Annotated in this window: 20 protein-coding genes; 10 read left to right on the top strand and 10 right to left on the bottom strand. The window is 47.7% G+C overall.

Going from position 1 to position 17649, the window contains the following annotated elements; all coding sequences use genetic code 11:
• Positions 1 to 3: 3 nt before the first annotated feature.
• Positions 4 to 237, bottom strand: coding sequence for a ribbon-helix-helix domain-containing protein (locus NST99_RS04625; RefSeq protein ID WP_341089973.1), 234 nt, complete (start codon positions 235 to 237; stop codon positions 4 to 6).
• A gap of 272 nt (positions 238 to 509) precedes the next feature.
• Between NST99_RS04625 and NST99_RS04620 the strand changes: the two genes are divergently transcribed.
• Positions 510 to 1313, top strand: coding sequence for an aminoglycoside N(3)-acetyltransferase (locus tag NST99_RS04620; RefSeq protein WP_341089972.1), 804 nt, complete (start codon positions 510 to 512; stop codon positions 1311 to 1313).
• A gap of 32 nt (positions 1314 to 1345) precedes the next feature.
• Positions 1346 to 1873, top strand: coding sequence for a hypothetical protein (locus NST99_RS04615; RefSeq protein WP_341089970.1), 528 nt, complete (start codon positions 1346 to 1348; stop codon positions 1871 to 1873).
• Positions 1874 to 2013: 140 nt separating this feature from the next.
• Here the strand turns inward: NST99_RS04615 and NST99_RS04610 are convergent, their stop codons facing one another.
• The 3 genes from NST99_RS04610 to NST99_RS04600 are packed head-to-tail and all read right to left on the bottom strand — an operon-like array spanning position 2014 to position 3520.
• Positions 2014 to 2670, bottom strand: coding sequence for a hypothetical protein (locus NST99_RS04610; RefSeq protein WP_341089969.1), 657 nt, complete (start codon positions 2668 to 2670; stop codon positions 2014 to 2016).
• Positions 2667 to 2840 carry a hypothetical protein gene (locus NST99_RS04605; protein ID WP_341089968.1) on the bottom strand — a complete coding sequence of 58 codons (174 nt, stop codon included), beginning with the start codon at positions 2838 to 2840 and terminating at the stop codon, positions 2667 to 2669. Before NST99_RS04605 ends, NST99_RS04610 begins: the two co-directional genes overlap by 4 nt.
• A 20-nt stretch (positions 2841 to 2860) precedes the next feature.
• On the bottom strand, positions 2861 to 3520 hold the full coding sequence (locus NST99_RS04600; RefSeq protein ID WP_341089966.1) for a phosphotransferase enzyme family protein: 660 nt from the start codon (positions 3518 to 3520) through the stop codon (positions 2861 to 2863).
• Positions 3521 to 4543: 1023 nt separating this feature from the next.
• Here NST99_RS04600 and NST99_RS04595 point away from each other — a divergent pair.
• The 5 genes from NST99_RS04595 to NST99_RS04575 all read left to right on the top strand — a co-directional run bounded on the left by NST99_RS04595 (position 4544) and on the right by NST99_RS04575 (position 11021).
• Positions 4544 to 6058 carry a PTS transporter subunit EIIC gene (locus tag NST99_RS04595; RefSeq protein ID WP_341089965.1) on the top strand — a complete coding sequence of 505 codons (1515 nt, stop codon included), beginning with the start codon at positions 4544 to 4546 and terminating at the stop codon, positions 6056 to 6058.
• Between the two features lies 1 nt (position 6059).
• The gene (locus tag NST99_RS04590; RefSeq protein ID WP_341089964.1) at positions 6060 to 6932 is read left to right on the top strand and encodes a PRD domain-containing protein; all 873 of its coding nucleotides are present in this window, start codon (positions 6060 to 6062) and stop codon (positions 6930 to 6932) included.
• Between the two features lie 259 nt (positions 6933 to 7191).
• On the top strand, positions 7192 to 8649 hold the full coding sequence (locus NST99_RS04585) for a glycoside hydrolase family 68 protein (protein WP_341097556.1): 1458 nt from the start codon (positions 7192 to 7194) through the stop codon (positions 8647 to 8649).
• 11 nt (positions 8650 to 8660) lie between these two features.
• Entirely contained in the window at positions 8661 to 10223 is a 1563-nt protein-coding gene (locus NST99_RS04580) for a glycoside hydrolase family 32 protein (protein ID WP_341089963.1), read from the top strand.
• 78 nt (positions 10224 to 10301) lie between these two features.
• Positions 10302 to 11021: a DUF4386 domain-containing protein gene (locus NST99_RS04575; protein ID WP_445744947.1), complete on the top strand. Its 720-nt coding sequence runs from the start codon at positions 10302 to 10304 to the stop codon at positions 11019 to 11021.
• A gap of 7 nt (positions 11022 to 11028) precedes the next feature.
• On the opposite strand, the gene NST99_RS04570 is transcribed toward NST99_RS04575, so the two are convergent.
• Positions 11029 to 11613, bottom strand: coding sequence for a Crp/Fnr family transcriptional regulator (locus tag NST99_RS04570; protein ID WP_341089962.1), 585 nt, complete (start codon positions 11611 to 11613; stop codon positions 11029 to 11031).
• Between the two features lie 168 nt (positions 11614 to 11781).
• Here NST99_RS04570 and NST99_RS04565 point away from each other — a divergent pair, with 168 nt between their 5' ends.
• A complete protein-coding gene (locus NST99_RS04565; protein ID WP_341089961.1) occupies positions 11782 to 12576 on the top strand; it encodes a muscle M-line assembly protein unc-89 Uncoordinated protein 89 in 795 nt (264 codons plus the stop codon).
• 94 nt (positions 12577 to 12670) lie between these two features.
• On the opposite strand, the gene NST99_RS04560 is transcribed toward NST99_RS04565, so the two are convergent.
• A complete protein-coding gene (locus tag NST99_RS04560; RefSeq protein WP_341089960.1) occupies positions 12671 to 13597 on the bottom strand; it encodes an ADP-ribosylglycohydrolase family protein in 927 nt (308 codons plus the stop codon).
• Between the two features lie 139 nt (positions 13598 to 13736).
• On the opposite strand from NST99_RS04560, the gene NST99_RS04555 reads away from it, so the two are divergent.
• Together NST99_RS04555 and NST99_RS04550 are read left to right on the top strand one after the other, a co-directional pair.
• Positions 13737 to 14477 (top strand): glycosyltransferase, encoded by a 741-nt coding sequence (locus NST99_RS04555; RefSeq protein WP_341089959.1) that lies wholly within the window; start codon positions 13737 to 13739, stop codon positions 14475 to 14477.
• Positions 14474 to 15190, top strand: coding sequence for a glycosyltransferase (locus tag NST99_RS04550; protein ID WP_341089958.1), 717 nt, complete (start codon positions 14474 to 14476; stop codon positions 15188 to 15190). The genes NST99_RS04555 and NST99_RS04550 overlap by 4 nt, the downstream gene beginning before the upstream one ends.
• Before the next feature lie 110 nt (positions 15191 to 15300).
• Here the strand turns inward: NST99_RS04550 and NST99_RS04545 are convergent, their stop codons facing one another.
• The 4 genes from NST99_RS04545 to NST99_RS04530 form a co-directional block, all read right to left on the bottom strand.
• Complete coding sequence (locus NST99_RS04545) at positions 15301 to 16299, bottom strand: Gfo/Idh/MocA family protein (protein ID WP_341089957.1); 999 nt, start codon at positions 16297 to 16299, stop codon at positions 15301 to 15303.
• Positions 16300 to 16380: 81 nt separating this feature from the next.
• Positions 16381 to 16731, bottom strand: a complete 351-nt coding sequence (locus NST99_RS04540) for a DUF1648 domain-containing protein (protein WP_341089955.1) — start codon at positions 16729 to 16731, stop codon at positions 16381 to 16383.
• Between the two features lie 49 nt (positions 16732 to 16780).
• Positions 16781 to 17110, bottom strand: a complete 330-nt coding sequence (locus NST99_RS04535; RefSeq protein WP_341089954.1) for a nucleoside triphosphate pyrophosphohydrolase — start codon at positions 17108 to 17110, stop codon at positions 16781 to 16783.
• Positions 17111 to 17142: 32 nt separating this feature from the next.
• On the bottom strand, positions 17143 to 17529 hold the full coding sequence (locus NST99_RS04530) for a (deoxy)nucleoside triphosphate pyrophosphohydrolase (protein WP_341089953.1): 387 nt from the start codon (positions 17527 to 17529) through the stop codon (positions 17143 to 17145).
• Positions 17530 to 17649 lie beyond the last annotated feature (120 nt).

The following is a 17649-nucleotide window of genomic DNA, read 5'->3' as shown; positions in this document are numbered from 1 at the left end:
TGATTATGAATAATAAGCAGTAATAATATTCCGGATCATTTCCGAGCGGGATAATGCTGTAGCTGTACAATCTGCTTCAAGCTTGTTCCACAGCTCCTCCGGCAACGTCAGGGATACCTTTTTGGTGACCCCGATGCCTTTCCTGCCCGCACCCTCCCGGAGACCGCCTCTTCCAGACAAGAAACCGAGTTGACCGTCTTTGTTGGAGACACCAATTTTGATCGCATTATCGCTCATAGTATTTCACCTTTCCAATTGATTATAGGAACCTTTTTCATAATCTTGGTAATATAATTCTAGCATACAGACCACTGCCTGGCAATGTATGGAATAATCTATTCCTTTTAACTTACCATGTTGGCTTTTACCCAATAGCCGCTGTTCCCAGCTGGCACTTCCGTGGTATAATTTAGTAAATTTCCGAATTCAAGGGCACTGCTTTCCGGAAGCATCCGGAGACAACCCCGCAGCTTATGCGGGGTTATTTTTGTATAAAGGTGGAATTATCTATGACTGAGCTGCAGGAAACAAGAGCCATTTTAACAAAGGAAGACCTGATCCATCAGTTTAAAGGCTGCGGAGTGGCAAAAGGGCAAACCCTGTTTGTTCATGCCTCGCTAAGCAAGCTCGGTTTCGTCGTGGGAGGTGCGGAGACCTTAATCCGGGCATTGCTGGAGATAGTGGGGGAAGATGGCACTTTGGTCATGCCTTCGCAAACTTGGAAAAACCTCGATCCTTCAACAGGCGTCCACTGGCAGGAACCGGCAGAATGGTGGCCCGTGATACGGGAGCATTGGCCTGCCTATGATAAAGAGGTTACTCCGGCCATCGGCATGGGTGCCGCGGCTGAAATGCTCCGCAAATGGCCGGGAGCCCAAAGATCGGATCACCCCGCCCGCTCCATAGCAGCAGTAGGCAGACATGCAGCCTATATTACGGCGGACCATGATTTGAGCAATATTTTTGGTACCGGATCGCCACTGGACAAAATTTATCAGCTAAATGGTTATGTCCTTTTGGTTGGCGTCGGCCACGACAGGAATACATCCCTGCATCTGGCCGAAGCCCGGGCTGATTTCCCCGGTAAGCACATGGTAGACGAGAGCAGCGCAGTTCTGGTGGACGACAGGCGGGAGTGGCTCACTTATTCGACCCAGGCGGTGGATGACAGTGATTTTGTCACGTTAGGGAATGAATATGAGCAGGAAATCAATCTCAAGATTCATCACATCGGCAATGCCGAAATCCGGTTGCTAGAACAAAGACCTCTGGTCGACTGGGCCACAGACTGGATGGGGAAATTCAGAGCTTAAACAGACAGGATTCCGATGAACGGGGCGGTAGTATGACGATTCAGTCCATATTTATAATGGTGCTAAATTTGACTTATTGTGTAATCATCCCGTGGTTTCTCTACTATGCCTATAGACAATACAAGGCCAACCGGTCGGCAGCCGGGCAAATTCGCATCTATGATCCAGCCAGACTTAATCCACATAAATTATTGCGTGTGGTCACTCTGCTGTACGCGAGCGCAGTTGTGGTTCTGTGGCTGTTGTACATGTTCAAGGTCAGCAATGTGATCGAGGATCACTGGTTCTCCTATGTTTTTATGCTGGTTCTTCCTGTTGTCGCCAACCATGACCGAGTGCTTATGTACATCGGAGAATATGGTATCTCCCAAGAGGGGGACGTGATCCCTTGGGAAATGATCAGCTATTACGAATTCGGCAAATTGAATACGTTCACAAATCGTTTGTTGCTGGAGATACATACAAAGGATAATGTGATACGCGGATTACTTCCATCTGAATCCCAAGAAGAAACAAGGCAGTTTTTGGAGGAAAATAAAGTTCAATCAAAGCCGGCATAGTTAAGACATGCCGCCCCATAAAGGCAGGAGCCCTCTCATCCTGAGAAGGCTCCTTGAGGTCTGTACTCAAATCCTGAAAAAAAATCATTAACACTGAGTCCGGTTCCGCGATCCCTCCGCGCGGTAGAAACGTGCTAATGCTAACTTAGGTAATCCCTTATAAATTGATTAATGCGGTCAGCATATTCATCCCATAAATAATCCTGATTCTCAATAATTAATTTCGGGATGTCCCAAGAGTCAACAATTGCTCTTACAAACGCCTGGCTCCCGCCCCACAACTCAGCGGCTTGCTTAAAATCATCATCCGTATGCAGAGCCACCGGCCCCCATTGGTTCCCGCGCACACTGCAAATAAACCGCCATTGCCCTTCAACATTCACTTGGTAAAAGTAGATGAGCAGCGGTTGCAGTGGTGATATTATCTCCTGCAGTTCCGACGAGAAATTGAGCAATTTATCATGATTCATGCCCATATGATACGCGCAGTTAACGGCATCCTGAAACAATACACTTTCAATAATCGTGATATCTTGCGTACTGGCCAGCCTTTCCTGAACAAAAGCCCTGAACAGGGCTTGCAGCCCTTCTATGAATAGATCTGCCTGTGCATCATCCTCAAAGGAGCTGAATTTGTAGCCCTGTATGAACAAAGGATGGTTGTCTTCAAGCTCCAGAATACACCGGTTGGATACATTCCACGCAGACAATTGATCCGAAAGCATCGTCGCGCAGGTCGTTTTCCCGGAACCCGGCATGCCATCAATAATAATAAGTTTTTTGTTGTTCAATTTCATTTCGTATTCTCTCCTCTGTTCCAAATGTCCACAATGGGAATGGATTGTTCAATCCTCTGTTTACTCTCCGCGATCCAGTCCTTAAGCCACTGATTATTTAAGCTGCTGAAGGATTCATCCCCGTCGTAATTGCGGAAAACACCGATATATACGATCAATTCTCTCAGCATTAGAAATAGCGGGATTTGGGCTATCCAATAGAAAGGGTGATTTCCCCATGTTCATCCACCATAAAGTTTCCGGTATGAATGTCCCCATGAATAAGTCCGTATGAATTGGGGTCTTTGGACAAGCCGCGAAGGGTCTCCAGTAATTTGAAGCCGCTCTCCCGCACGCCTGCCTGGGATGAAGGAATCAGGTCTATATTTTGCAGGAACCAATTCCTGCTCCAATCCTGTCTTTGGTTCTGAGGATCTTGTGGCTGATAGTTTTTGGACAAGGCATGCAGTTTGCCAGTCAGTTGCCCCAGTTTTTCATACAGCAGAGGATTTTGAAGACATTCCGGGTAGCTGATTGTTCTGCCACGGGCTTTTTCGAAGCAAACGCAGCTATAAGATCCATCTCTTTGCTCAATAACTTCCACTAATTCACCGTTCCTGGACAATAGGGGTGCAGAGACAGAAACCCCTTCATTCGCCAGAAACAAAATCCAGTCCAGCTCCCCGAGGATCAGGTTCTTAGAACGGTTAGAGCTTGGAGTGATTCTCAATATGCGGTCATGGCTATCCTGCTGGGCCTCATAAACCATATTCTGGCTGCCTCCAAGGTAACGGAGCTGGCCGCTGCTCATACTGTAACGACTGGCTGCGATTTCAAGCATTTGATGGGTAAAGGAACCTTTCGTTCTCATACGAGTGTACCTCCATAGAAATAGAAATCAGATGAGACGGAGGTATAAGGGCAAACCAAACAGCCCAAACCACAGACGGGCAAAATCCGCCGTCCGGTGCTTGGGCATCTGCATATAACAAGGCAAAGCTGTCCCCTGCCGCTAAATCCGGGCATAAAAAGGCCTCCATCTCACCAGTTGATTGAAAAACGGCAAATCAAATAAATCCTCGGCTGCAGGATTCATCAAAAAATTGATAGGCGTCTTCTTATCTCAACTTGATGAAACGAAAACCTCGTGACATACATAAGCCTCTTTTCGAATTGCTGTATTTCAGTCTATTGTATCCAGATGCTGGATATCTGTCAACAAGCAGAAGAGACCTTCCCCTGCAAAGGATAGCCTCATCTGCTCTACCTTTTCATCAGCTTAACTGCTCACCAGTTATTTCCCGTTCCTGAAACGGTTAAGCTTGTGGAAGTATTCATGAACTTACCTGAAGGCGCTCCGGTAACCCTATTGTTATTGAAAACCGAGCTGCCGCGCCATAGTTTGTGATGGATACATAATTCGCTGGCTTACTGAGTGCAGCAGGAACCTATTCTGTTTCAAGCAACTCCACGGTTGCATTCACTGTGGAGCTAAAATAAATAGCTGGACACATTTCCATCCACTGCATGGGCAGCCGGGAACACGGGGAATGTAAGCGGGCAGTAATATAATAATTCCTTTTCCCCATATTATCCGGATCTCTTAAGGGTGCTATCCGGACGTACCAACGAATTTTGCGAGGAGCAGCATGATTGGCTTATGAGGTGGCGGGAGCAGTGTATGGAGAAGCAGCGCTGATAGCAGGAAGCCCTATTCATGTGCTGAAACGTATTCGGGCTGCTAAAGTTATATCCTTTTGTTCTGGAAACTAAGGCGGAATACCTGTTTTTACTTGATAAGGTGGTAATTCCTGACCATTGATTTTAGAATCGATCATTGTCACAATTAGATTCCTAAGATAGCGGCTGAACAAAATGGTTGGGAGGCACAGTAATGACGCAAGGGAATATTCGCCCGGAACAGGCTGGAGAGACTGCGAAGGAGGCCCGCGGTTCGGCAAGGGAATTGGCTGAACATCTGATTAGGCTGTCTGGAGGATTCGGCAATGTATTAGAAGCCATCCACTGTACAACCCGGCTGCGCCTTAGACTGCGGGACAGTTCCCTAGTGGACGAAGCCGGCCTTTCCGGCATGCAGGAGGTTCAGGGCGTGTTCTTTCGAGCCGAACAGCTGCAAATTATACTGGGCTCGGCCAACGTCTTCAAGGTGCACCGCCAGGTTGTCCGCATCCTTCAAGACGGCGGGCCAACACAGCAGGAAGAGGTTCAGTCTGCCGGATTCTCTGAATCCATAAGCCCGGATAGCACTTCCGGGTCCAAGCGGGCTCTACTTCCTTGTGCGTTCAGACAGATTGTCGATGCGGTAAGCTTTTTTTCCGATATCGTGGTGCCCATGATTCCACTCTTTGTCGGGGTCGGCCTGCTGCTGGGCCTGCTTAGTATGATGGAAGCCTTCGGCTGGGCGCAGCCGGAGAGTGTCCCGTTCCGAACCCTGTCATTATTGACAGGTTCGGCATTTCAGATTTTGGCTGTGATGTTCGGTTATCACACGGCCAAGCGGTTTGGAGGCACCCCTGCGCTCGGTGCTGCAATCGGCGTTGTCATGACCCGTCCTGATCTATTGCAGGTCACCGGATTCGGAGGAGCACCGATACGTTCCGGGAATTTATTATTAACGCCGCAGTTCGGGTATCCAGGAGCCGTAATTCCTACGATTCTTGCGGTATTGCTAATGAGTCTAATTGAGAAGTGGCTGCGCCGGCTCCTTCCGCCATCGACTGCAGTTATGCTGATCCCCTTTTTAAGCCTTGCCGCCGGGGGCAGCATTGCGATTCTGGTCATTGGTCCACTCACCTACGAACTGAGCAGCTCTCTTAGCAGCTTGCTGGAAGTGGTGTTCAGATACGGCAGTTCGTTGTTCGGTCTGCTGCTTGGCGGAATCTACAGTTCTGTTGTCGTGAGCGGTCTGCATCATGGCATTCAGGCAATTGAAATCGGATTGATCACCAATCCGGAGGTCGGCGTCAATTTCCTGCTTCCCATCTGGTCTATGGCGAATATCGGCCAAGCTGCGGCCGGACTGGCCGTGTATGCCAGAACCCGTGACAAAGCATTGAAAAAAATAGCCCTGCCCGCGTCAATTACCGCCTTTCTCGGCATCACCGAACCGGTCACCTTCGGCGTCAACCTGAAGCTTGGCCGCCCTTTCCTGGGCGCTGCTTTGGGAGGTGCCGCCGGAGGGGCTTATGTAGCTTATTATCAGGTCGCAGCTGATTCGTTCGGCTTAACCGGGATTCCAATGATCGCCTTTACCGTCCAGCTCGGGCAGCTGAATCTTATCCATTATTTGATTGGTTTTCTACTGGCAGCAATAACAGCCTTTACAGCCACCTGGATTCTTGGGGTTGACAAGCGACTTCTTAAGGAACAAACAAGCATAGGAGAATAACATGAAAATCAAAAAAATTCTGAACAACAACGCGGTTGTGGTAAACGACCTTGGAGCGGAAAAGATTGTCATGGGTTCCGGTATTGCTTTTCAAAAAGGGAAAAACGATATTATAGATCCGTCCCTTATTGAAAAAGTGTTCATTATGGATGACCCGGATCAATACGGCCATTTGCAGGAAATGCTGCGGACACTGCCTGAAGAAGAGATTACCGCGTCCGAACAAATTATTTCGTATGCTGAACGTGAACTGGAAGTGACGTTTAATGAGCATATTCATATTGCACTGACAGATCACCTCTCCTTCGCTTTGGAGCGGATCGCGAAAGGAATGATGATCCAGAATACGCTGCTGGATGAAATCCGTATTTTATATCCGAGAGAGTTCCAGATTGGACAACAGGCCAAAAACATTATCCATGAAACCCTGCAGGTCGAAATTCCCGAGGACGAGGTCGGATACATCGCCATGCATATCCATACTGCCTGGAAAAACGCCGGAGCTCACGGAACAGATGCCGAAATGGCGGCAATGATCCGTGATATTGCTGAAGGTGTGGAACAGGCTGCCCGCGTTACGCTTAAGCGAGGCTCCGCCAATTACGAGCGTCTGGTGACACAGCTTGAGAACATTCTGAAATCCGATGAAACCGGCAAGCTTCTCAATGAGTTGAACCCTGAAATTGTACGAATTGCCAAAGAACGTTACGCCCGGGCCTACTTGCAGGCCAGGGAGGTTGGCGATCAGGTTGAAGAAGATTACGGGTATACTTTCATCGACAGCCAGCTGGTATTTATCGCCATGGAAATTGATCGGATCTGTACACGGTCGACGAATGGTAATATATCGAAATCAAATAATATAGGACTTTAGACTCTTGATATCGAAACAATATCAAATATCCCTAGTATTATCCTCGAAAAAATAGGAGTTTCAGTCTATAGCCATTTTCCGTTATAAAATTATAGAATTAACGCGACAACAAAATATGTCGGGATTGTTACTGTTAAGCAGGCAAGACCTAAAAATCCGTTTGGGAATCGATGCGTTTTACGTATCCCCAATGGTATTTTTAGGTCTTTTTTTCTGTTTAAAAACAACAAAAATTCGCAACCAAAAGGAGACCGGGAGAATGAATATCAAAAAGATGGTAAGACAAGCAACAGCAGTAACCTTTACAGCAGCTTTACTTACAGGTGGCGGGGCTTCAGCTTTGGCCAAAGAAGATAACAGCAAGAATTACAAAGAAGACTTTGGTTTTTCCCACATTACCCGCGCTGACATGATGAAAATACCGGAGCAACAAAAAAGCGAGAATTTTCAAATCCCTTCGTTTGATGCTTCCACCATCAAAAACATCCCTACTGCAAAAATAGTGGATGAGTCTGGCAATGCCCTTGATCTGGATGTTTGGGACAGCTGGCCGCTTCAGAACGCAGACGGAACCGTTGCCGAATATAATGGCTATCATATCGTGTTCGCTTTAGCGGGAGATCCTGAAAAAGGATGGGACACCTTTGTATACATGTTCTATCAAAAAGTAGGCGACACCTCGATTGATAGCTGGAAAAATGCCGGCAGAGTATTTAAAAATAGTGATAAATACGTTTCAAACGATCCGATTCTAAATAACCAAGCCGAAGAATGGTCCGGTTCAGCAACCTTGACCAAGGAAGGCAAAGTCCGCTTGTTCTATACCAACCGCCAAGGCTGGGATCCGGCGAATAACTTTTTCGGCAAGCAAACCTTGACGACTGCTCAAGTGAATGTGTCTAAGCCCGATGCGGATACGCTGAAAGTGGATGGCGTGGAAGATCTCAAATCAATCTTTGACGGAGACAGCAAGTTCTATCAAAATGTGGATCAAGCATTCGGTGAAGGTAACTATGACGATAACCACACGTTAAGAGACCCACACTATGTGGAAGATAACGGTCATAAATATCTTGTTTTTGAAGCCAATACCGGAACGGAAACGGGTTATCAGGGAGAACAATCGCTAGACATCAGAACTTATTATGGAGGCAACAAACCCTTCTTCGAAGCTGAAAAAAATAAATTGTTGTCCAGTCCTAAGAAATCTCTTGCGACCTTAGCGAACGGCGCACTGGGTATTATTGAGTTGAATGATGATTACTCGCTCAAAAAAGTGATGAAGCCGCTGATTGCCTCCAATACCGTAACGGATGAAATTGAACGCGCGAACGTATTTGAAATGAATAACAAATGGTATTTGTTCACCGATTCCAGAGGCTCCAAAATGACCATTGATGGAATCGGCGCTAATGATGTATATATGCTCGGTTATGTAGCAGATTCATTGACGGGTCCTTACCAACCGTTGAACAAAAGCGGGCTTGTGCTGCATATGGACCTTGATCCTAGTGATGTTACCTGGACTTACTCTCACTTCGCGATCCCGCAAGCGAAAGGAAATAACGTGGTAATCACAAGCTATATGACTAACAGAGGTTTGTATGAGGACCAGCAGTCCACTTTCGCCCCAAGCTTCCTGTTGAACATTAAAGGCTCGAAGACCTCAGTAGTTAAAGACAGCGTTCTGGAACAAGGACAATTAACGGTTAACTAAGAGGTATCCATTTGAGCAGCCATAAGCGGACGTTTACCCGACAGCTCGTTATAGGGATCATTGGTTTAAGCTTTGTGATCACTCTGGGATTAGCGGGTTATTATTGGGCAAAAAGCAATCCGCTGAAGCAAGACGAGGATTCTGATCCAAAACCAGCCTTACGGGCCAGCTATCATTTCACAACGCCAGACAAGTGGAAAAACGACCCGCAAAGGCCCATTTACTACGATGGAGCCTACCATTACTACTATTTGTATAACGGTGATTATCCGAGTGGGAATGGCACGGAATGGCGGCATGCCACATCCACAGATCTGGTGTATTGGAAGGACGAAGGCATCGCCATTCCCAAATATAGTAATCCGAATGGCGATGTCTGGTCAGGTTCGGTTGTTGTGGACGAGGCAGGAACCTCAGGTTTCGGAAAAGGCGCACTTGTCGCGATTGTGACACAACCCTCCGCCGAAGGGGGAGAACAAGAGCAGTATTTATGGTATAGCACTGACCGGGGAAAATCATTTAAGGCTTACAGCAACACTCCTGTTCTGCCGAATCCGGGGACTGCTGATTTTAGAGACCCGAAAATCATGTGGAATGAGCATTCCCGCAAATGGATCATGACTTTGGCAGAAGGTACAAAAATAGGTTTTTACGAGTCTCCCAACTTAAAAGACTGGCACTATACAAGCGGTTTTGTAACGGAGAATATCGGGCTTGTGGAATGTCCCGATCTCTACGTAATGCTTGCGGACGACGGGACCTCTAAATGGGTGCTTGGGGCCAGCGCCAACGGGAAATCATCAGGGAAGCCGAACACCTACGCTTACTGGACAGGAGCTTTTGACGGAAAGACATTTGTCCCTGATCGGCAGGAACCGCAGTGGCTGGACTATGGCTTTGATTGGTATGGCGCTGTAACCTTTGAAGACGGGACTAACAGCGGTCCCCCTGCTCACCGTTATGCTTTAGCCTGGATGAACAATTGGGAATATCCCCATAATACGCCGACGCTGCACGAAGGATTTAACGGAATGGACTCTATTGTTCGTCAAATTGAACTCAAACTGACTGGCGACGGGACTTATCATCTGGCCTCGCAACCGCTTGAAGCTCTAAGTAAGGCGGCGGATTCAACCGTCTCCTATAAAGAAATTCAAGTAAATGGCTCTACAACACTTCCGTTCACAGGAAACTCGTATGAGCTTGAGGCCGGTATTTCCTGGTCTGAGCTCAACAATATAGGATTTAGACTCCGGGAATCCACCGATAAAAGCCGTCATGCAGATGTCGGAGTTTCTGTAGAGGGCGGTTACACCTACGTCAATCGGGCTTATACAGGAAATCCTGACACGAGTGGACAATATCTGGAAAGCACGTCTCCATTCGATGTCAGCCAGAAGAAGGTTCATCTGAAAATTTTTGTCGATAAGACAAGCGTCGAAGTCTTTATTGATGAGGGTATCATCGTGCATTCCAGTCTCATTTTCCCGGAATTAAATGATCAAGGCGTAACCTTATTCTCAGAAGGCGGAACCGCGGTCTTTAAAAATGTTGTGATTAGGCAGTTCCATTAAGCTCTTGATTTAAGTCAATGCTCCGTCATAATTAGCCGTTTACAATGAAATTAACAATGTAAACAAGGAGGTTAAATTATGACTACCCCAGTTAAAGAAGGATTGGAACTGCGGAAAACAGCACTAACTGCCGGCATATCACTTATCATCATGGCGATTGCAGCATATTTTTCCTATGGTTATGTTCATGGAAGTCTGGTTGTACAAGGCGATCCCAGTGCTACATTGAACAATCTCAGGTCATCCAATATGCTTTTCAGGGCTGAAATCTTTGGCTGGCTTCTCATCCTGATCTGTGACATCGTAGTTGCCTGGGCGTTCTATCTTATCCTGAAGCCCATTGATAAAAAGCTGTCCTTGCTCGGTGCATGGTTCCGTCTTATCTATTCGGCTATATTGGGAATTGCCATACTGAGTTTGCTATTAGTGATGCTTCTCTCGAGCGGCGCAGACTATTTATCATTATTTACAGCCGGTCAACTACAGGGATATGTGATGCTGTTCTTGGAAGCTTTTGAATTGATCTGGTCAGTCGGTTTGATCATTTTTGGCGGGCATCTAATGATTGTGGGTTATGTCGCTTTCCGGTCTGACACCATCCCTAAAGTCATTGGCATCTTATTGTTGATTGCTGCAGCAGGATACATTATCATTCACTTCTGCAACTCGTTTCTTCCACAATACAATGAGATCATTACGATCCTTGAATTTGTATTTAATGTGCCAATGATTGTTGGAGAACTGGGGTTTGGAATATGGCTGATGATCAAAGGCGGAAAAGTCCCGAAGAAAGCATGATCTCTACCTAAAGCTTATCCTGATTAATCCGCTTTTTTATTCTGCTTAGTGACTCTGGGGTAACCCCAAGATAACTCGCCAACTGATGCTGGGGTACACGATCGACTAAATATGGCCGTTTCAGTAAAAGTGTCTTGTAGCGTTCTTCAGGTGTAGAACCGATAAATGCAGCGAATTCCTCTTGGACTTCACCAAAGTTGGCCTCTACCATCCTGCGTGTCATGGACTCCAATTGGGAGTGTTTATGATACATGTCCTGTTCGGTATCAAGATCACCAACGACCAATATGGAGTCTTCCAGACATGTTAAAGAATACTCGGATGACTTATCATGTTTATGACGATTGAAGCTTGAAATGCCTTGTTCTTCTGTGTAGAAATTAGATGTGAACTCTTTTCCCGCCTGATCTATGGAGTACTGTCTCACACAGCCCTTCATCACAAAATAACATTTAGTGGGGACATCTCCTTGTCTAAGGAGCGTTGTCCCTTTTTTGTATTCCTCAATATGAATTTCCTCAACAATTGCCTGTTGCTCTTCTTCATTAAGAGATGTGAATCTGGTCAGATACTTCAGCAATATTGTTTTCACTTTATGCCCTCTCATCCCCTGCTTAAGCCATTATGATTCCTATTACTCCTGAACTGCTACTTTCATTATAAGCCCCCTTTACTAATTAACAAAACAGCTGATAAGACCGATATATATACATATCTTTAACTTTATTTAGTATATACATCTACAAATTGGAGGTTCCGTATGAATGTATCGCGTTCTATTCAGCGTTCGCCCCTTCCATTAGTCGATCACGGTCGGCTAGAGCGAAAGGGGGCAGAACAGAAGCCCGGTCCAGACATGAAGATTCCAGCAAATCCGCAGACAAAGCTAATTAATCAATTGAACGAGCAAAAGCAGTCCCTGATCGACAGACGTTCCGAGTATGTGGGCAACGCCCTTAAAAGAGGGGATAGTCCCGAAGCGGTTCAGGCCGAGCTCGCTTCCCTGGATGAGCAAATTCAGCAGCTGGACGAGCAAATTCGAATAAATTCTCTCGAAAACCAGCGCAAGACACAGGGTTTGGATGAAGACACTAAACAAAAGAAGGAGGAGGAGCTTTCCCAAAAATCGTGGAGCCCGGACAAACAAACGCCTGAGGAACAGCAGCTTGCCCATACAACGTACACCTTGAACGGCGTTATATCCGCCCATAATGATTTAAAGCAAAGCGGTTCTGTGAGAATGGCGCAAATCACTTTGCGTACTGAAGCGAAATCCTTGGAAAACAGTAACCCTGTGAAGTCTGCAAGACTATTCCAAAGAGCTTCCAATCTGGATCAGAAACTCATGAACATTGCTAAAAGCGCCCAGGATAAAATGACAGAAGCTGTACAATCAGCCCCTTCGCCAGTTAGTCCGAACGAATCTCCTGCAGATGTGCAAGACAAGAAGAATCCGGCAACCGAAGGCGCTTTATCCACACCGGAAATACAGATCTACGCAGAAGCAAATAAGGAAAAAGTCCCTCCAGGCAGCCAGATTGACCAATTAGTCTAGTACCCATGCCGATAGGTATGCGTATGCCCCCCTGCTCTTCTGACAGGGGGGCGTTTTTCCACGCCAAAGGCTCCCCTACTTCCTGCCATCCCGCTTATCTCCCCGTGCGCTCTGAAAACAGCCGCCCGGCGTAGCCGCTAATCAGCGCCTGCATCGCCAGCTTGCCGGTCCAGCCCGCCGGGATGCCGCTTAGACCATAATAGGCTCCGGCAATTTGGCCGTAGACTGCGCCGGTAGTATCGGCGTCATTCCCCAGATTGACGGCGAGCAGTGCACCTTCGGCGAAGCTTGCCGATTTGTGAAAAGCCCACAGTGCCGCTTCCAGCGATTCAACGACATAACCTGTACCTTGAATCTGCGGAGGTTCCTTCCGCTTATAAGAACCGGAATAAATGTCGGCAAGATGCGGTGTCAGCAGGTCCTGCTGAAGCCATTCGGCAAATGCATCAGGGGCCAGCATTTCTTCCTTGCGCCAGCCATGCAGCCCGGCGAGGATGTAGGCGGCCATCAAGCGGCATGCACTCAGACACTCCCCTGCGGCATGGGTTGTCCTTGAACTGTGTGCCGCAAAGTCTATGGCATCTGCCGGATGCTGCGCATAGTACATGACCACCGGAGCAAGCCGCATGATCGAGCCGTTCCCGGCTGAACGGGGATCCTCCGATCCGCTGTAAGCTTCACCCGTGTCCTCGAAATGCTGCAGTGCCGCGCGCGTAGCGTTGCCAATATCGAAGCATTCCCCCGTGCTGCTCAGATAACCCTTGCGGAACCACTCTGTATAACGCTGCATCTGGTCAGCAGCGTCAAAGCCCTGCTTCGCCAGCAGACTTTCCGCCAGGCAGAGCGCCATCGAAGTATCGTCTGTCCATTGTCCGGGCAGCAGTTCAAACACGCCGCCCCCCATGATATCCTCCATAGGCACAAACGTGCCGGGGGCCTTGAATTCCACTGTGGTCCCCAGTGCATCTCCAACCGCCAACCCTTGCAGACAGCCTTGATAACGATCCATATCTAATCCCATAGCAGTACCTCCTTTGCATGATTTCCTAAATATTAATTATGCCTAATAGGCTGTACATTGTCGCGTCATCTGCCGTTACCGCCATTGTCCGTGCACATATATATAGTAAAGGAAGATCACGGATAAAGGGAGCGATGTAATGGAAGCCGGTGCCGCAGGCTCTTTAAACAAGCAGGGAGTTTCCATTATCACCTGCACGAACCGCCAAGGTTATTTGCGTAACTTGTTTAATAATTTCAATAGACAGAAATACCGGACAAAAGAACTTATCATCATCGTGAACAACAATAAGATTCCGCTTGATTCCTACTATAAGCAGGCCAAAAAGCTCCGCAATGTACACATTTTTCGGATCCCTGCCTCTACCTCTCTCGGCGCTTGTCTAAACTTCGCTGTGCGGAAGGCGAAATACAGCTATATTGCCAAATTTGATGATGATGATTATTACGCCCCCTATTATTTGACGGATAGTTTGCAGGCCTTGCGCAGAACAAAAGCCGACGTAATTGGCAAGCGGTCGCATTATATGTATCTGCAGGGCTCCAAAACACTGATTCTCCGTTTTCCACATGATGAGAACCGGCCCGTAAGCAAACTCCCGGGAGCTACTCTTTTGATTAAGCGCAACGTATTAAGCAAAGTGAAATTTCCGGATCGAAACGTTGGGGAAGACGATCTATTTTGCATCAGGAGCAAAAAAATGGGCTATAAGGTGTATTCCGCAGGTAAATACAACTTTGTCGCCATCCGCCGGAAAAACTCCTCCAATCATACCTGGATCATCAGCGATAAAGAACTGATTGCTCATCATAAAACAATTCCGTCTGTAAAGAATTACAAAAAGTTTGTGCAGAAAAAGCCCAAGGATTTCCGCTCATGATTTCCCCATATCTTGCTTACGAGAAGGATGCGGTTTCGATCATTACGTGCACCAGACGGAGACAAAATATGGACACCCTTTTCCACAATTACGACAGACAGAATTACAGGAATAAAGAGCTGATCGTGATCTTGAATCATCCAAGCCTGAAGCTAAGCGATTATATCAGGGCCGCGTTGCCATATCCTAATGTGAGGGTGTATAGCCTGCCCGGGCATGTCTCGCTGGGCTCCTGCCTGAATTATGGCGTGAAAATGGCCAGATACGGGCTGATTGCCAAATTTGACGATGATGATTATTACGCCCCTGGCTATCTGTCCGGCAGCCGCCGCAGCATGGTGGATACCCATGCCGATATTGTCGGCAAACGCGCCCACTTCATGTACCTGAACGGTAAAAAACTGCTCCTGCTCCGTTATCCCAAACGGGCTGATCAATATGTTTCTCTGGTACAAGGGGCAACTTTACTCATCAAGCGTGCTGTTTTGGAGCAGGTGGATTTTCCAGATCTAAACCGGAATGAATGCGTGAAATTCTGCTCCCGCTGCCTCAGCAAAGGGTTTAAAATCTACGCGGGAAGTCCTTACAATTTCCTGGCGATCCGCAGAAGGGACTCCAAAGATCATACGTGGATAATAAGTGATAGATCTTTGCTCAAGGGAAATGTGAAGGTACTGAAGGTGCGGGATGTCAAAAAGTATATTTGCCGATAATCTTTCCGTATATAGGGAAGCTCCTATCCGCCTCCCGATATACAGCGGCCCCCGGAGTGATGTGAACATTCTCCGGGGGCCGCCAATCTGTTATAACAGTATTGCTTCTCTTATTCACCAGGATACTTAAGTCCCCATTGTCCACGAACCTGATCCAGCAGCTTCATGATGGCTACGGACTCATCGAGGGTCATCACCGGGCTTTCCGTAAGTCCCGCCTGGAGACAACGTCCCACTTCCTCGGCTTCAAAGGAATATCCGATCGAGGTACGGTCATCCTCAAAGGTCTCGACCAGCTCACCGCCGATGTAAAGCTCAGCTGACTTAGGATTCACCAGTGTTCCTTTGACAAGGATATAGCCTTCTGTCCCGAATACATGGGCTTCCTCCACCATCTTGAGACGGATACCGCCATTCAGCGAAGCACTTTTGCCGTCGCCATAGGACAGCAGCAGCGAGAAATGCTCATCCACCCCGGTATCACCAATATGTACGGTGCTGGAGATGGTTTCTGGATGAGGCCCAAAGACCATTGAAGCAAATGAAATCGGATAGATGCCGACATCCAACAGCGCACCGCCGCCGAGCACCGGGTTCAGCAGACGTCCCTCCGGATTCCAGTTGGAACGAAAGCCGAGATCTGCCTTCACCAGACGAACATCACCGATCCTTCCGGAAGATAGCCATTCTCTGACCTTGACGTTCGCAGGAATGTAACGGCTCCACATAGCCTCCATCAGGAATAGCTTCTGCTCGCGGGCATACGCCACAATTTCTTCCAATTCGCTGCTGTTCACGGTGAACGGTTTCTCGCACAGCACGGCCTTGCCGGCGCGCAGCGCAAGCAGCACATTATCCTTATGGAACGGATGAGGTGTGCCAATATAGATGGCGTCCACTTCCGGATCGCTCACCAAATCTTCGTAAGTGGCATAGGCCACCGGGATGCCGTGATTTTTGGCGAATTCATCAGCGCTTTCCTGCGTACGTGATCCCACGGCATAAGCGGTCCCGTTACTGGCATGAGCCAGGTCTGTAGTGAACTGGTGGGCAATCCAGCCCGTGCTGAGAATGCCCCATTTTACTTTGTAAGCGTTATCCAATGACACTAATATCTCCTCCTTGGGACTATTGCTAGTCCCTTGATTCTATCAAACTGCGCCTCTCCTGTAAAAGAGTTAGGGTTGCGCCTATGCCATAGCAAGCAGTGCACATATACTGGTCGCGGAGCACCCCACTGTCACAAGCAGCGTTGCCGCATTCCAGGTCCGGTGCACAACAGCGAGATTCTCAATATAGCTGCGCATGAACACTTTTCGCAGCAGCCAATGCAATAGCCGGATAAACACAAAACCGCACCAGCCGAACAAACTGATCAACAGCACCTCGTAGCTCCCTTTGTCTACAAACCGGTCAACTACATCCCCATCATAGTGAATTGGCACAAAATCCGGCATCCGCGGGTAAAGGTAGATGTATAACACAATGGGTATAATTGCCGAAATAATGCATAGCGTAAAAGTCACTTTCTTTTTGAACATGGGATGTACCTCCTCACCAAAAATCATGCGGCAACTCCCTCATTGTCCGCTAGTGTGCTTCCTCCAGCTGCAGCAGCAAAATCCGTTCCTTAAATGCTCCGCGGCGCTCCGCCTTCTCTGCACGAATGTTCTCCAGCACTTCGCTGTCCGCTCCATGAGTTTGTGCCAAAGCGCGGATGACCTCCAGCATATCGGCCAGCTCCTCCAGAGCATGCTCATCGCTCTCGGCCTTGAAGTACTCCGCCGTTTCTTCGCGCAACTTCGCGCGCAAATATTCTATGTATTCTTCGGGTTCCAGTATTCGGGAAGTACAGGCTCGCCCCTGAGAAGCTATCAGCCCCGGAATGCCGTCACGCACAAGCTTCGGATATTCAGCCAAAATCAAACAGCTCCTTTAAGTTTATATATCGGCTAGGACTCTTCCAGCAATCTTTCTACAAAAGGAACATCAGCCGGAGCAAAAACAAAACTCTCGAGTTCAGCAGGCAGCACCCAGCTGTACTCATCATGATCACTGAGAATGATCTCCCCTTCCAGAAACTCCGCTTTCCAGGCAATCAGCAGGATCTGCACACTGCCATAGTTATGTTCATTGACCCCGTAAGCCCCGGTGGGACGTATGGTGATATTCAACTCCTCCATCAGCTCTCTCCGCAGACACTGCGGGACATCTTCGCCGGCCTCCAGCTTGCCGCCGGGAAATTCCCACAGTCCGGCCTGCGGCTTGCCCTGCTGCCTGCGGGCAATCAATATCTGCCCTTCTTTATTATGAATAATGGCCGCTGCTACTTCAATCATCGTTTTTCCTCCTATAGTTATCCGTTTTTAAACTAGATGGTATATTGTGGTACAATATGGTAATGTCTTATTTTCATTCAATAATCTATCTGCAAACAGGATCGATTCACTCTGTAGGGG

Origin of the sequence: Paenibacillus sp. FSL L8-0470 (genome assembly GCF_038008625.1) — a bacterium.
Taxonomy (GTDB): Bacteria; Bacillota; Bacilli; order Paenibacillales; family Paenibacillaceae; genus Paenibacillus_AQ.
Note: the sequence above shows the minus strand (reverse complement) of the source record. Positions and strands in the feature narration are given on the sequence as shown.

Excerpts from the sequence above, each read along its gene's own strand:
- NST99_RS04550 (WP_341089958.1), top strand. The coding sequence starts at position 14,474 with ATGATTTCCCCATATCTTGCTTACGAGAAGGATGCGGTTTCGATCATT.
- NST99_RS04605 (WP_341089968.1), bottom strand. The coding sequence starts at position 2,840 with ATGCTGAGAGAATTGATCGTATATATCGGTGTTTTCCGCAATTACGAC.
- NST99_RS04610 (WP_341089969.1), bottom strand. The coding sequence starts at position 2,670 with ATGAAATTGAACAACAAAAAACTTATTATTATTGATGGCATGCCGGGT.
- NST99_RS04555 (WP_341089959.1), top strand. The coding sequence starts at position 13,737 with ATGGAAGCCGGTGCCGCAGGCTCTTTAAACAAGCAGGGAGTTTCCATT.
- NST99_RS04585 (WP_341097556.1), top strand. The coding sequence starts at position 7,192 with ATGAATATCAAAAAGATGGTAAGACAAGCAACAGCAGTAACCTTTACA.
- NST99_RS04595 (WP_341089965.1), top strand. The coding sequence starts at position 4,544 with ATGACGCAAGGGAATATTCGCCCGGAACAGGCTGGAGAGACTGCGAAG.
- NST99_RS04530 (WP_341089953.1), bottom strand. The coding sequence starts at position 17,529 with ATGATTGAAGTAGCAGCGGCCATTATTCATAATAAAGAAGGGCAGATA.
- NST99_RS04600 (WP_341089966.1), bottom strand. The coding sequence starts at position 3,520 with ATGAGAACGAAAGGTTCCTTTACCCATCAAATGCTTGAAATCGCAGCC.
- NST99_RS04625 (WP_341089973.1), bottom strand. The coding sequence starts at position 237 with ATGAGCGATAATGCGATCAAAATTGGTGTCTCCAACAAAGACGGTCAA.
- NST99_RS04565 (WP_341089961.1), top strand. The coding sequence starts at position 11,782 with ATGAATGTATCGCGTTCTATTCAGCGTTCGCCCCTTCCATTAGTCGAT.
- NST99_RS04590 (WP_341089964.1), top strand. The coding sequence starts at position 6,060 with ATGAAAATCAAAAAAATTCTGAACAACAACGCGGTTGTGGTAAACGAC.
- NST99_RS04615 (WP_341089970.1), top strand. The coding sequence starts at position 1,346 with ATGACGATTCAGTCCATATTTATAATGGTGCTAAATTTGACTTATTGT.
- NST99_RS04560 (WP_341089960.1), bottom strand. The coding sequence starts at position 13,597 with ATGGGATTAGATATGGATCGTTATCAAGGCTGTCTGCAAGGGTTGGCG.
- NST99_RS04575 (WP_445744947.1), top strand. The coding sequence starts at position 10,302 with ATGACTACCCCAGTTAAAGAAGGATTGGAACTGCGGAAAACAGCACTA.
- NST99_RS04540 (WP_341089955.1), bottom strand. The coding sequence starts at position 16,731 with ATGTTCAAAAAGAAAGTGACTTTTACGCTATGCATTATTTCGGCAATT.
- NST99_RS04620 (WP_341089972.1), top strand. The coding sequence starts at position 510 with ATGACTGAGCTGCAGGAAACAAGAGCCATTTTAACAAAGGAAGACCTG.